The organism is Streptomyces sp. NPDC048270 (assembly GCF_040652335.1).
In the GTDB taxonomy this organism is placed as follows: Bacteria; Actinomycetota; Actinomycetes; order Streptomycetales; family Streptomycetaceae; genus Streptomyces.
Map to the genome: position 1 here is coordinate 1 of NZ_JBEZLV010000031.1, position 13,072 is coordinate 13,072.

7 protein-coding genes, 1 tRNA gene and 1 pseudogene are annotated in these 13,072 nt (G+C 73.4%); 8 read left to right on the plus strand and 1 reads right to left on the minus strand.

Translation table 11 applies throughout. From position 1 onward, the window contains the following. The first annotated feature begins 303 nt into the window (after window positions 1–303). The 7 genes from AB0D66_RS24685 to AB0D66_RS24715 all read left to right on the plus strand — a co-directional run bounded on the left by AB0D66_RS24685 (window position 304) and on the right by AB0D66_RS24715 (window position 12,067). On the plus strand, window positions 304–1,818 hold the full coding sequence (locus AB0D66_RS24685) for a methyltransferase (protein ID WP_362307432.1): 1,515 nt from the start codon (window positions 304–306) through the stop codon (window positions 1,816–1,818). A gap of 113 nt (window positions 1,819–1,931) precedes the next feature. Further along, window positions 1,932–2,129, plus strand: a complete 198-nt coding sequence (locus AB0D66_RS24690; protein WP_361759980.1) for a hypothetical protein — start codon at window positions 1,932–1,934, stop codon at window positions 2,127–2,129. Between the two features lie 290 nt (window positions 2,130–2,419). Continuing rightward, complete coding sequence (gene topA, locus AB0D66_RS24695) at window positions 2,420–5,233, plus strand: type I DNA topoisomerase (RefSeq protein WP_362307436.1); 2,814 nt, start codon at window positions 2,420–2,422, stop codon at window positions 5,231–5,233. A gap of 321 nt (window positions 5,234–5,554) precedes the next feature. Beyond that, a complete protein-coding gene (tmk, locus tag AB0D66_RS24700; protein ID WP_362307439.1) occupies window positions 5,555–8,815 on the plus strand; it encodes a dTMP kinase in 3,261 nt (1,086 codons plus the stop codon). A gap of 76 nt (window positions 8,816–8,891) precedes the next feature. Next, window positions 8,892–10,103 carry a DNA polymerase III subunit delta' gene (locus AB0D66_RS24705; RefSeq protein WP_362307442.1) on the plus strand — a complete coding sequence of 404 codons (1,212 nt, stop codon included), beginning with the start codon at window positions 8,892–8,894 and terminating at the stop codon, window positions 10,101–10,103. A gap of 183 nt (window positions 10,104–10,286) precedes the next feature. Then, window positions 10,287–11,840 carry an alpha/beta hydrolase gene (locus AB0D66_RS24710; protein WP_362307445.1) on the plus strand — a complete coding sequence of 518 codons (1,554 nt, stop codon included), beginning with the start codon at window positions 10,287–10,289 and terminating at the stop codon, window positions 11,838–11,840. 153 nt (window positions 11,841–11,993) lie between these two features. After that, a tRNA-Thr gene (locus AB0D66_RS24715) sits at window positions 11,994–12,067 on the plus strand. A gap of 125 nt (window positions 12,068–12,192) precedes the next feature. On the opposite strand, the gene AB0D66_RS24720 is transcribed toward AB0D66_RS24715, so the two are convergent. Next, window positions 12,193–12,414, minus strand: coding sequence for a hypothetical protein (locus AB0D66_RS24720; RefSeq protein WP_362307448.1), 222 nt, complete (start codon window positions 12,412–12,414; stop codon window positions 12,193–12,195). Here AB0D66_RS24720 and AB0D66_RS24725 point away from each other — a divergent pair. After that, window positions 12,397–12,880, plus strand: a pseudogene (locus AB0D66_RS24725) (NUDIX hydrolase). The gene AB0D66_RS24720 and the pseudogene AB0D66_RS24725 overlap by 18 nt on opposite strands. The last annotated feature ends 192 nt before the right edge of the window (window positions 12,881–13,072 follow it).

Below are 13,072 nucleotides of genomic sequence, written 5' to 3' on the forward strand. Positions count from 1 at the left end.
CCTAATTCGAACACCACGGCTTTGTGGTCGACCCGCACGCGGCCCTCGACCTTCACCAACACGCGCGCGGTGGGGGGGGGGGGGGGGGCGGGGCCGGCGGGGGGGGGCGGGGGGGGCCGGCGCCCGCCCCGTCGCGCGTCCGGCCCCGGGCCCGGAACGGGCGCGGCCCCGGCAGCGGGGGCGTGCTCGGGCCAGGCAGCGGAGGCGTGCTCGGCCCAGGTCCGGCGGCCGGAGCCGGGAACGCCCGCGCCGACGCCCCGCGCGGGCGCACGGAATGTCGCTCCCAGCGGCCACAATGGTGGGGTGAGTACCACCAGCCTTCCCTCGCCCGACCACGCCGCCGAGCTGCGCACCGCCCTGCTGGCCGCCGGCTTCACCGCCGACGGGCTGCTCGACCTGCTCGGAGCCCCCGCCTACGCCGCGCTCGCCCGCAGCGAGACGGTCCCCGCCCTGCGCGCCACCCGCGGCGGCGGTGACGGCGCGCTCGCCACCCTGGTGCGGCTGTTCCTGCTCCAGCAGTCCGTGCCGTACGTGCACGCCGAGGGCGCGCTGCCCGTCGAGGCGGCCCTCGCCGACGGCTGGCTGCGGGTGGAGGGCGACGAGGTGCACGCCACCGTCGACGTGCGCCCGTACGGCGGACCCGACGGCGAGGACTGGTTCATCGTCTCCGACCTCGGCTGCGCCGTCGGCGGGGCCGGCGGGATCGGCAGCCGCGAGGAGGGCGTGGTCCTCGGCGTGGGCGGTGCCTCGACCACGCTGGCCGGGATCACCGTCCGCGTCCCGGTGGGCTCGGCCCTGGACCTCGGCACCGGATCGGGCATCCAGGCGCTGCACGCGGCCCAGCACGCCACCCGGGTCACGGCCACCGACGTCAACCCTCGGGCGCTGGAGTTCACCCGTTTGACGCTGGCACTGTCCGGCGCCCCGGAGGCGGAGCTGCTCACCGGGTCGCTCTTCGAGCCGGTCGGGGACGCGACGTACGACCTGATCGTGTCCAACCCGCCGTTCGTGATCTCCCCCGGCGCCCGACTCACGTACCGGGACGGCGGCATGGGCGGCGACGACCTGTGCCGGACCCTGGTCCAGGAGGCCGGCGCCCACCTCAACCCGGGCGGGTACGCGCAGTTCCTGGGCAACTGGCAGCACGTGGAGGGCGAGGACTGGCACGACCGGGTCCGCTCCTGGGTGCCGCGCGGCTGCGATGCGTGGATCGTGCAGCGTGACGTGCAGGACGTGACGCAGTACGCCGAGCTGTGGCTGCGGGACGCGGGCGACCACCGCGCCGACCCCGCCGAGTACGCGCGGCGCTACGAGGACTGGCTGGACGAGTTCGAGGCCCGCAAGACGAAGTCCGTCGGATTCGGGTGGATCACCTTGCGCCGGACGGACGCGGCCGAGCCGTCGATCGTGGTCGAGGAATGGCCGCACTCGGTGGAGCAGCCGCTCGGCGAGACCGTCCTGGCCCATTTCGCGCGGCAGGACTACCTGCGCGATCACGATGACGCCGCCCTGCTGGAGGGCTATTTCCAGCTCGCCGTCGAGGTCGTGCAGGAGCAGGTCGGCGCGCCGGGCTCGGAGGACCCGGAGCACGTCGTGCTCCGGCAGAACCGCGGAATGCGGCGCGCGACCAAGGTCGACACGGTCGGCGCGGGCTTCGCCGGAGTGTGTGACGGCTCACTGACCGCGGGCCGGATCCTGGACGCGATCGCGCACCTCGTGCAGGAAGATCCGGTCGTGCTGCGGGACCGGACCCCGGAGGCCATCCGGATGCTGGTCGAGCAGGGCTTCCTGGAGCCCGTCACGGGCCCCGGACGGTAGCCGGCACCGGGATGTAACCCCGGGTTCGCCCGCCGTACCCGAACGGCTGCGAGGGTCTGCGACAGCGGGATCCGGGGGGATTCCGGGAGCGGCTCGGGGGTAGGGGGAGCGGCATGGAAAGAGGTCCGGCGATCTTCGCAGGTGCCGTGTTCCTGCTGTTCGGAGCGGCTCTGCTGGCCTGGACGGGGGCGCGCGCCCTGCGCGGCGCGCCGGTGGCCGAAGGCGTGCGCCCCGTCGTGGCCGTCCCGCTGGCACTGCTCGCCGGCGGTACGTCGCTGGCCCTCGGGGCGTGGTGTCTCGCGCGGCCCTGATGCGGGGGCCGACGCCCGTCCGGTCCGGCCGCGAAAGCCGATGTGGAAGCCGGTTCCGGGGAGGGTCCGGGACGGGGTCCGAGGGCGGGGCCAGACGGCCCCCCGGACACTCGGCCCGGTGACCGGCAGGGGCCCGGCGCGGCATCCGGGCGGCAGAACCGGCACTTGTCGGGTTACCGTTCGAGTGGCCGTTGCGGGCTTGTGCCGTTTGACACGGGGGCGGGTTGTACCGTCACACTCCGCAGCGTCGCCGTACCGCGACCGAGTGCCGACCGGAGAGAAGAGCCAAGTTGTCCCCGACTAGCGAGACCGCAAAGGGCGGCCGCCGACTCGTCATCGTCGAGTCCCCTGCCAAGGCGAAGACGATCAAGGGCTACCTCGGCCCGGGATACGTCGTCGAGGCGAGCGTCGGGCACATCCGCGACCTCCCGAACGGCGCGGCCGAGGTTCCCGACAAGTACACCGGCGAGGTCCGCCGCCTCGGCGTGGACGTCGAGCACGACTTCGCGCCGATCTACGTCGTCAACGCCGATAAGAAGGCCCAGGTCAGGAAGCTCAAGGAGCTGCTGGCCGAGTCCGACGAACTCTTCCTCGCCACCGATGAGGACCGCGAGGGCGAAGCCATCGCGTGGCACCTGCAGGAAGTCCTCAAGCCCAAGGTCCCCGTCCACCGGATGGTCTTCCACGAGATCACCAAGGATGCGATCCGCGACGCCGTCGCCAACCCGCGCGAGCTGAACCAGCGCATGGTCGACGCCCAGGAGACCCGCCGCATCCTCGACCGCCTCTACGGCTACGAGGTCTCGCCGGTCCTGTGGAAGAAGGTCATGCCGCGCCTGTCGGCCGGCCGCGTCCAGTCGGTGGCCACCCGCCTCGTCGTCGAGCGGGAGCGGGAGCGCATCGCCTTCCGGTCCGCCGAGTACTGGGACCTGACCGGAACCTTCGCCACCGGGCGCACCGGTGACGCCTCCGACCCCTCGACGCTGGTCGCCCGCCTGAACACGGTGGACGGCAAGCGCGTCGCGCAGGGCCGTGACTTCGGCTCGAACGGGCAGCTCAAGAGCGAGGTGCTGCACCTCGACGAGGCCGGCGCGCGGGCTCTGGCCGCCGCGCTGGCGGACACCTCGTTCGCCGTCCGCTCGGTCGAGTCCAAGCCGTACCGGCGCTCCCCGTACGCCCCGTTCCGTACGACGACGCTCCAGCAGGAGGCCTCGCGCAAGCTGGGCTTCGGTGCGAAGGCGACCATGCAGGTGGCCCAGAAGCTGTACGAGAACGGCTTCATCACCTATATGCGTACCGACTCCACCACGCTGTCGGACACCGCGGTGTCGGCGGCGCGGGCGCAGGTCACGCAGCTCTACGGGGCCGACTACCTGCCGGAGAAGCCGCGCGTCTACGCGGGCAAGGTCAAGAACGCCCAGGAGGCGCACGAGGCGATTCGTCCTTCGGGTGATCGTTTCCGCACTCCGGCCGAGACCGGCCTGACCGGCGACCAGTTCCGCCTCTACGAGCTGATCTGGAAGCGGACCGTCGCCTCCCAGATGAAGGACGCGGTCGGCAACAGCGTCACCGTGAAGATCGGCGGCCGGGCGGGCGACGGCCGGGACGCCGAGTTCACCGCCTCCGGCAAGACGATCACCTTCCACGGCTTCATGAAGGCCTACGTCGAGGGCGCGGACGACCCGAACGCCGAGCTCGACGACCGCGAGAAGCGGCTGCCGCAGGTCGCGGAGGGCGACGCGCTCGCCGCCGAGGAGATCACGGCGGACGGGCACTCGACCAAGCCGCCGGCCCGCTACACCGAGGCCTCGCTGGTCAAGGAGCTGGAAGAGCGCGAGATCGGCCGCCCGTCGACGTACGCGTCGATCATCGGCACGATCCTCGACCGCGGCTACGTCTTCAAGAAGGGCACGGCGCTCGTGCCGTCCTTCCTGTCGTTCGCCGTGGTGAACCTGCTGGAGACGCACTTCGGCCGACTCGTCGACTACGACTTCACCGCGAAGATGGAGGACGACCTCGACCGCATCGCGCGGGGCGAGGCCCAGTCCGTGCCGTGGCTGAAGCGGTTCTACTTCGGCTCGGAGGACGCGACCGAGGTCGTGCCGGCCGACGGCGACCACCTCGGCGGTCTGAAGGAGCTGGTCACGGACCTGGGCGCGATCGACGCCCGGGAGATCTCCTCCTTCCCGGTCGGGGAGGGCATCGTGCTGCGGGTCGGCCGCTACGGGCCGTACGTGGAGCGGGGCGAGAAGGACGCGGAGGGCCACCAGCGGGCCGACGTACCGGACGACATGGCTCCGGACGAGCTGACGGTCGAGTACGCGGAGGAGCTGTTCGCCAAGCCGAGCGGCGAGTTCGAGCTCGGCAAGGACCCGGTCAGCGGGAACGAGATCGTCGCCAAGGACGGCCGCTACGGGCCGTACGTGACGGAGATCCTCCCCGAGGGCACGCCGAAGACGGGCAAGAACGCGGTCAAGCCGCGCACGGCCTCGCTCTTCAAGTCGATGAGCCTGGACACGGTCACGCTCGACGACGCGCTCAAGCTGATGTCGCTGCCGCGCGTGGTCGGCGCGGACGCGGAGGGCGTGGAGATCACGGCCCAGAACGGCCGCTACGGCCCGTACCTGAAGAAGGGCACGGACTCGCGGTCCCTGGAGACCGAGGACCAGCTCTTCTCGATCACACTGGACGAGGCGCTGGCCATCTACGCGCAGCCCAAGCAGCGGGGCCGGGCCGCGGCCAAGCCGCCGCTGAAGGAGCTGGGCACGGACCCGGTCAGCGAGAAGCCGGTGGTGGTCAAGGACGGCCGCTTCGGGCCGTACGTGACGGACGGCGAGACGAACGCGACGCTGCGGCGGGACGACGACGTCGAGACGATCACGCCGGAGCGGGGCTACGAGCTGCTCGCCGAGAAGCGGGCGAAGGGGCCGGCCAAGAAGACGGCGAAGAAGGCCCCGGCCAAGAAGGCTCCGGCGAAGAAGGCGACGGCGACGAAGACCGCTGCCGCGAAGAAGACGACGGCGGCCAAGAAGACGACCGCGAAGAAGACGGTGGCGAAGAAGACCACGGCCAAGAAGGCGGCCACGGCTCCGGCGGACGAGTAGCCTCCGCCACCACCACACGCCGCCGACGGGTTGCCGTCGGGTAGGCAGAAAGGGCCCCGTGCGTTCCGGACGCACGGGGCCCTTTGCCGTGTACGTGTACGGGGGCCGGTGCGGGTGCGGGTGCCGGTGTCGGTGCGGGGGCGGGCTCGGGTCTGCCGGCGTGCGGGCGCGGGGTACCGGCTGCCCCGGAGGCCAGACGCAGCCGATGACCCGAGCCGGGGCCGGGCCGAGACCCGGGACCCGGGACGGTGGGGCCGGGGTCACAGTGGACCTTGTCCACAGGCCTCCGCAGCGGCCAAGCGCAGCGGATAGGCTGGGCGGATGACGCGAGCCGAGCAGCCGACGGTCGTGACCGCCCCCGCCAACCCCACCTACGACGAAGCCCTAGCCGCGGACTCCCGCGAGCGTGCGGTGCGCGCACTGCTGCGCACCCCCAGGCTGCGCCGGCTGTGGAGCGCCCAACTGGTGAGCGGCATCGGTGATGCCCTCGCCCTGCTGGTGCTGGTGCTGCTGGCCCTTCAGGCGGCCCTCACCGAAGGAGCCTTCGGCGGCGGCTACCGGGGCGCGGCCCTCGCGGTGGCCGTCGTCTTCGGAGTCCGGATCCTCGCCACCCTGTTCTTCGGCGCGGTCCTGCTGGGACCGCTCTCCGGCCTGCTCGCCCCCGGCGGCAAGCTGGACCGCCGCTGGACGATGATCGGCGCCGACGGGGTCCGGCTCGGGCTCTTCGTCGTCGCCCCGCTGTGGCTCGACTGGATCCCGGCCCACGCGCTCACCGCGCTGCTGGCCACCGTCTTCGCCGCCGGCGCCGCCGAGCGGCTGTGGACCCTGGCCAAGGAGAGCGCCGCTCCGGCCCTGCTGCCCGCACCGCCGCCCGAGGGGGCGACCGTACGGCCGCTTCCGGACCACCTGGACGCGCTGCGCCGGCTGAGCCTGCGGACCGCCTTCGCGGCGCTTCCGGTCGCCGCGGCCGCGCTGCTCGCCGCCACCCTGGTCGGCAAGGCCCTCGGAGTCGGCGTCGACTGGTTCGCCGCGAACCAGGCCGCGCTCGGCTCGTACGTGGCAGCCGGCCTGTTCGCCGCCTCCGTCTCGCTGCTGCTGCCGCTGGTGCTGCCCGGCTCGAAGACCCCGCGGCCGCGGTCCCCGCTGGAGGGACTGCGCGCCCCCAAGGCGGGGGACCGGCCCGACAAGGGCCGTACCGGCGGCATCCCGCTGCTGGTCCTGGCCTGCGCGGCGGTCGCCGGAGCGGTGTCCTGCGCGGTGGCCGTGGCCGTACTGCACGCCTTCGACCTCGGCGGCGGCCCCGCCGCCTTCGCGCTGTTCGTCCTCGCCCTGGTCGGCGGCACCGCCGCCGGCATCCAGGCCACCCAGGCCGGCAAGGTGCTGCCCGGCCTGTCCCGGCGCCGCCTGCTGGCCCTGGCCATAGCGGTCGCCGGGCTCGCGCTGCTGCTGACCGGGCTCGTCCCGGACACCGCGACCGTCCTGTTCCTCTCGCTGCTCGCCGGCGCCGCCGCCGGTGTCGCCGCCAACACCGGGCACACGCTGCTGGACCAGGAGACCGAGGAGTTCCGCCGCGCCCGGGTCACCGAGCACCTGCACGCGGTCGTACGGGTGGCCGTGGCGCTCGGGGCCGTCGTGGCCCCGGTGCTCGCCGCCGTGATCGGGCCGCACCGGCTGGGCGGGGGCGAGGTCGTCGTCGCACACGGCGGGGCCGCCTTCACCCTGATGCTGGTCGGCGCCCTGCTGCTGCCGGTCGCCGCCGTGGTCCTGGCCAAGGCCGACGACCGCAGCGGCGTACCCCTGCGGCGCGACCTGCGCGAGGCGCTGCGCGGCGGGGAGCCGGTGCAGGCCCCCTCCGGCACCGGGTTCTTCATCGCCCTGGAGGGCGGCGACGGAGCCGGCAAGTCCACCCAGGTGCAGGCGCTGGCCGACTGGATACGGGGCAAGGGCCACGAGGTCGTCGTGACCCGCGAACCGGGGGCCACCCCGGTCGGCAAGCGGCTCCGCTCGATCCTGCTCGACATCTCCTCGGCCGGACTCTCGAACCGTGCCGAGGCACTGCTGTACGCCGCCGACCGCGCGGAGCACGTGGACACGGTGGTGCGCCCGGCCCTGGAGCGCGGTGCGGTGGTCATCTCGGACCGCTACATCGACTCCTCCGTGGCCTACCAGGGCGCGGGCCGCGACCTCTCCCCGACCGAGATCGCGCGGATCTCGCGCTGGGCCACCGACGGGCTCGTGCCGAACCTGACCGTGCTGCTCGACGTGTCGCCGGAGGCGGCGCGCGAGCGCTTCACGGAGGCCCCGGACCGGCTGGAGTCGGAGCCGGCGGAGTTCCACCAGCGGGTGCGCTCCGGGTTCCTGACCCTGGCCGCGTCCGATCCCGGCCGCTACCTGGTGGTCGACGCGGGCCAGGACCCGGACTCGGTGACCACCGTCGTGCGGCACCGGCTGGACCGGATGCTCCCGCTCTCCGAGGCGGAGGTCGCCGCCCAGGCGGAGGCCCGGCGGCTCGCCGAGGAAGAGGCCCGCCGCAGGGCCGAGGAAGAGGCGGCGCGCAAGGCGGAGGAAGCCCGGCTGAAGGCCGAGGAGGAGGCCCGCCTCGCACGCGAGGCGGAGGCGGCCCGGATCAAGGCCGAGGCGGAGGCCGCGCGCAAGGCCGAGGAGGAGCGGATCCGCGCCGAGGAGGAGGCCCGGGCCCGGGCCGAGGCCGAGCGGCTGCGCGCGGAGGCCGAGGAGAGGACGCGGGCGGCCGAGCAAGAACGGCTGCGCCGGCAGGCGGAGGAGGAGGCCCGGCTGCGGGCCGAGGCCGAGGAGCGGCGGCTGGAGAAGCAGCGGCGGGCCGAGGAGGCCCTGCTGAAGGCCGAGGAGGCGCGCCGGCTGGCGGCTGCCGCGGCTGCCGAGGCGGCGGCCCAGGCGTCGGCTGCCGCGGCGGCTTCGGCTTCGGCGGCTTCGGGGCCGGCTGCTGCCGCTCCTCCGGCTGCGGGCGCACAGGCGCCGGCTCGTGCGCAGGAACGGCCTGCTGCTCCTGCTGCGGCGCCCGCACCCGCACCGGCGTCGGCTCCGGCTCCTGCGCCAGCTCCGGCACCGGCTCCGGAGGCGGATGGTCCACATCCGGACGATGCCGTGACGCTCGAGACCCCGGCGCTGCGCCGGGTCGTCCAGCCCGACGACATCACGCAGACCGTCCCCGTCCCGAAGGTCGACACGGCGAAGCCGCCGGTGCGCCCGACGGACGAGACGGCCGTGCTGCCGCCGGTACGTCCGACGGACGAGACGGCCGTGCTGCCGCCGGTGCGCCCGCAGGCCTCGCGGCCGACGGCCCGGCGCACCGAGGAGAACCCGGCCGACCGGGTACCGCCGGGCATCTTCCGGGACTCCGGGCGCGACGGCGCCGCGGGCGAGGACCGGACGCGGGAGCTGCCGGTCCTCGGGGAGGACGGCCGCCCGCGCAGGCCGCGGCCGGACTGGGCCGAGGAGACCCCGCTGGACGATCTGCCGACGCTGGCGGACGAACTGCTGGGCCGTCACCGGGACGACGAGCACGGCGACGACGGCGAGCGCGGCCCGCGCCGGCGGCGCTGACCCGGGCCGGACCGGATTGTCAGTGCCGCGCGCCACAATGGGTGCACGCAGAGTGAAGTGAGAGGTGGTGGGCGGGATGCCCGTGTGGGACGACCTGGTGGGACAGGAGCGGGTCCAGAAGCAGCTGGCCGCCGCCGCCCGCGATGCCGACGCCCTGGTCACGGCCGTCACGGACAGGACCGCGCCGCCGGCCGGATCCAAGATGACCCATGCATGGCTGTTCACGGGGCCGCCCGGCTCGGGGCGGTCCACCGCCGCCCGAGCTTTCGCGGCCGCACTGCAGTGCACCAGCCCCGACCGCGCCCTCGGCGGCGAACCGGGCTGCGGGTTCTGCGACGGCTGCCACACCACCGTGATCGGCACGCACGCCGATGTGGAGATCGTCCGCACCGATCTGCTGTCGATCGGCGTGAAGGAGACCCGCGACCTGGTGCGCCGGGCCCAGCTCTCCCCGGCCGTGGGCCGCTGGCAGGTCATCGTGCTGGAGGACGCCGACCGGCTCACCGAGGGGGCGGGCAACGTCCTCCTCAAGGCCGTGGAGGAGCCCGCCCCGAGGACGGTGTGGCTGCTCTGCGCGCCCTCGCTGGAGGACGTGCTGCCCACGATCCGCTCCCGCTGCCGGCACCTGACCCTGCGCACCCCGCCGGTCGATGCCGTGGCCGAGGTGCTGGTCCGGCGCGACGGCATCGAGCCCGCAGTGGCAGCGGCCGCCGCCCGCGCCACCCAGGGGCACATCGGCCGGGCCCGCCGGCTCGCGACCGACGAGGCCGCCCGCTCCCGGCGCGCCACGGTGCTGAAGGTCCCGCTCCGCATCGATGACGTGGGCGGCTGCCTCAAGGCCGCACAGGAGCTGGTGGACGCCGCTGCCGAGGACGCCAAGCAGGTCGCGGAGGAGGTCGACGTCAAGGAGACCGAGGAGCTGAGGGCCGCGCTCGGCGCCCAGGCGGGCGCCGGCAGCCGGATGCCCCGCGGCACGGCGGGTGTGATGAAGGAGCTGGAGGACCGGCAGAAGCGCCGCCGCACCCGGACCCAGCGCGACACCCTGGACCTGGCGCTGACCGACCTCACCGGCTTCTACCGGGACGTGCTGGCCCTGCAGCTCGGCTCGTCCGTGGCCATCGCCAATGAGGAGATACGCCCGGACCTCGACCGGATCGCCCGCGCCTCGGGCCCCGAGCGGACCCTGCGCCGGATCGAGGCGATCATCGCCTGCCGACAGGCCCTGGACCGCAATGTGGCCCCCCTGCTCGCGGTCGAGGCGATGACCATGTCCCTGCGCGCGGGCTGACCGGCCCCCCGGCGTCCACACCGGGTTGACCGGCTCACCCGTACGGGCGGACCGGCCGGCGGGGCCAGGACGGCCCCGGGCCCTTACCGGTCCGTGCCCCGCCCGGCAGGGGCCCGGAAGGGTCGGGGCGCAACGGCGCTCGGCCGCGGCCTGGCCCCGGCCGGCAGGACGTAGTCTCCGAGGATGGACACCAGTCGCCTGCTGCGTACCACCGGGACCGTGATCGCAGCCGCCGGGCTGCTGCTCGTCGGATGTAGCACCGGCGGGGCGGCAGGGCCCGCGTCCTCCGCGCCCTCGGCGCCCTCCGGTTCGGCGTCGGCCTCGGCGGCGGCGCTGCGCCCGTACTACGAGCAGAAGCTGAGCTGGCGCGACTGCGGTGTCCCCGGGTTCCAGTGCGCCACGATGAAGGCCCCGCTGGACTACGCGAACCCCGGCTCCGGCCAGGACGTCGACATCGCGGTGGCCCGCCGTCCGGCCACCGGCCCGGGCAAGCGGCTCGGGTCCCTGGTGGTCAATCCGGGCGGCCCGGGCGGATCCGGCATCGGGTACCTGCAGGCGTACGCGGGGATCGGCTATCCCGCGCCCGTCCGCGCCCGGTACGACATGGTCTCCTTCGACCCGCGCGGGGTGGACCGCAGCAGCCCCGTCGAGTGCCTGACCGGCCCGGCGATGGACAAGTACACACAGGTGGACCAGACCCCGGACGACGCGGCCGAGCGGGCGCTGCTGGTGACGGCCTTCAAGGAGTTCGCCGCCGGCTGCCAGGCGCGCTCGCAGCGGGTCCTGCCGCACGTCTCGACGGTCGACGCGGCCCGGGACATGGACCTGCTGCGCGCGGTGCTCGGCGACGAGAAGCTCACGTACGTCGGCGCCTCGTACGGCACCCTCCTGGGGGCGACGTACGCGGACCTCTTCCCCGACCGGGTCGGGCGGCTGGTGCTGGACGGCGCGATGGACCCCTCCCGTACGGCGGTCGACCTGAACCGGGACCAGACGGCGGGCTTCGAGACGGCCTTCACCGCTTTCGCGAAGGACTGCGCCAAACAGGAGGGGTGCCCGCTGGGCACGGGCGGTCCGGAGGCGGTGGGGGCGCGCCTGAAGGAGTTCTTCCGCAAGCTCGACGCCCAGCCCGTGCCCACGGGCGACGCGGCCCGGCCGCTGGGCGAGGCCCTCGCGACCACCGGGGTGATCGCGGCCCTGTACGACGAGAGCGCCTGGCCGCAGCTGCGCGAGGCGCTCACGGCGGCCATGGACGGCGACGGGGCGAGCCTGCTGAGCCTGGCCGACAGCTACTACGAGCGTTCGCCGGACGGCAAGTACGCCAACCTGATGTCGGCGAACGCCGCCGTCAACTGCCTGGACCAGCCCCCGGCCTTCACCGGCCCGGACGCGGTGCGGTCCGCCCTGCCCTCCTTCGAGAAGGCCTCGCCGGTCTTCGGCACGGGCCTGGCCTGGGCCTCCCTGAACTGCACGTACTGGCCGGTGAAGGCCACGGGCACGGCGAAGTCCCTGGCGGCGAAGGGCGCCGCGCCGATCCTGGTCGTCGGCACCACCCGGGACCCGGCGACCCCGTACAAGTGGGCCCAGGCCCTGGCGGACCAGCTCGACTCGGGCACCCTCCTGACATACGACGGCGACGGCCACACGGCGTACGGCCGCGGCAGCGACTGCATCGACACCACGATCAACCGCTACCTGCTGGAGGGCCAGGTCCCGCCGAAGGACAAGAAGTGCTGAGCCGCTGAGCGCAGGGCCGCACCATTCACCCCGGTATGTGAGCTACGCCCCACCCCCCAGAACCTGGTTCAGGGCACCCGCCTAGACCCTGTAGACTTGGCGCCGCTGCTGATGAGAGCACCTCTTCGAGGGAATACTTGTCTGACCAGCGGTGCCGCCTTAGCTCAGTTGGCCAGAGCAACGCACTCGTAATGCGTAGGTCTCGGGTTCGAATCCCGAAGGCGGCTCTGTAGAACCCCCAGGACTCACTCGCCGTGACCTGGGGGTTTTGCTATTTCCGGGGCCGGGCGGCGCGTGCGTCGGCTGGGCTTCGGAACCCCGTGCGTGAGCGATGCGTGAGCGGAGGGGGCCGTCAGCCCTTCTTAGCGTCCTTCTCAGCCTTGCCCTCCTTCTCCCCTTGGCTTTTTGCCTCCGCGGCTTGCTTGGCCTTCCTGGCGGCCTTGCGGGCCTGCTCTTCCTGCTCAGCCTTCCGCTGGAGGGGGACCAGCCTGGCGGTGCCCTCGGCGGCGCTCTTGCCGACGTGGGGGAGGTCGTCCGTGTGGCTAGAGTTCGATCCGTGAGCGAGAACGAGCACGAAGCGAAGATGGCCCGCCCTCGGATGGCAGCCGGCGCTCTCTCTTTGACGAAGCCGATCGAGTTTTTCTCGTCGAGCCGGCCTACAAGGGCTACCGCGACATCCCCGGCGGCTACGTGGAGGAGGGGGATTGCCCCGACAAGCCTGTGTGCGTGAGGTACAGGGGGAATTGGACATCACGCCGCACATCGGCCGCCTCCTCGTCGTCGACTGGGCCCCGAACCCCGGAGAGGGCGACAAGGTCCTCTACCTCTTCGACGGCGGCCGCTTGAGCGCAGATGACCGCCGACGGATCGCACTGCAAGCGGACGAGCTCCGCGGCTGCGACTTCCACCCCGCCGACCAGGTGCCGGATCTCACCATTCCTCGCCTCGCGCGCCGCATCGGCGCAGGAATCCAGGCCCTAACGCACGGCCAGACCGCCTACCTGGAACACGGAGAGTCGCCAGAAACTGCGACCTGCTGATTCAGCAGAATAACGTGAGTCCTTCGCGGTGAGCGCAGGCAGCGGGCATTTAGGACGGGCCCTACTTGAGGCGGTGTACGGCGCTCTCCACGGGTCTGGGTGCTCAGGTGGGCCTTGGGGGCGATTTCGGGCGACGGGCTTTGCACCCAAGGGTCCACCTGCGAGAGCCAGTACCGAGATGGGCGGAGTTAC

What these genes read in the sequence shown, in the direction of transcription:
- AB0D66_RS24705 (WP_362307442.1), top strand. Translation starts at nt 8,892, where the DNA reads ATGCCCGTGTGGGACGACCTGGTGGGACAGGAGCGGGTCCAGAAGCAG.
- AB0D66_RS24710 (WP_362307445.1), top strand. Translation starts at nt 10,287, where the DNA reads ATGGACACCAGTCGCCTGCTGCGTACCACCGGGACCGTGATCGCAGCC.
- AB0D66_RS24690 (WP_361759980.1), top strand. Translation starts at nt 1,932, where the DNA reads ATGGAAAGAGGTCCGGCGATCTTCGCAGGTGCCGTGTTCCTGCTGTTC.
- tmk (WP_362307439.1), top strand. Translation starts at nt 5,555, where the DNA reads ATGACGCGAGCCGAGCAGCCGACGGTCGTGACCGCCCCCGCCAACCCC.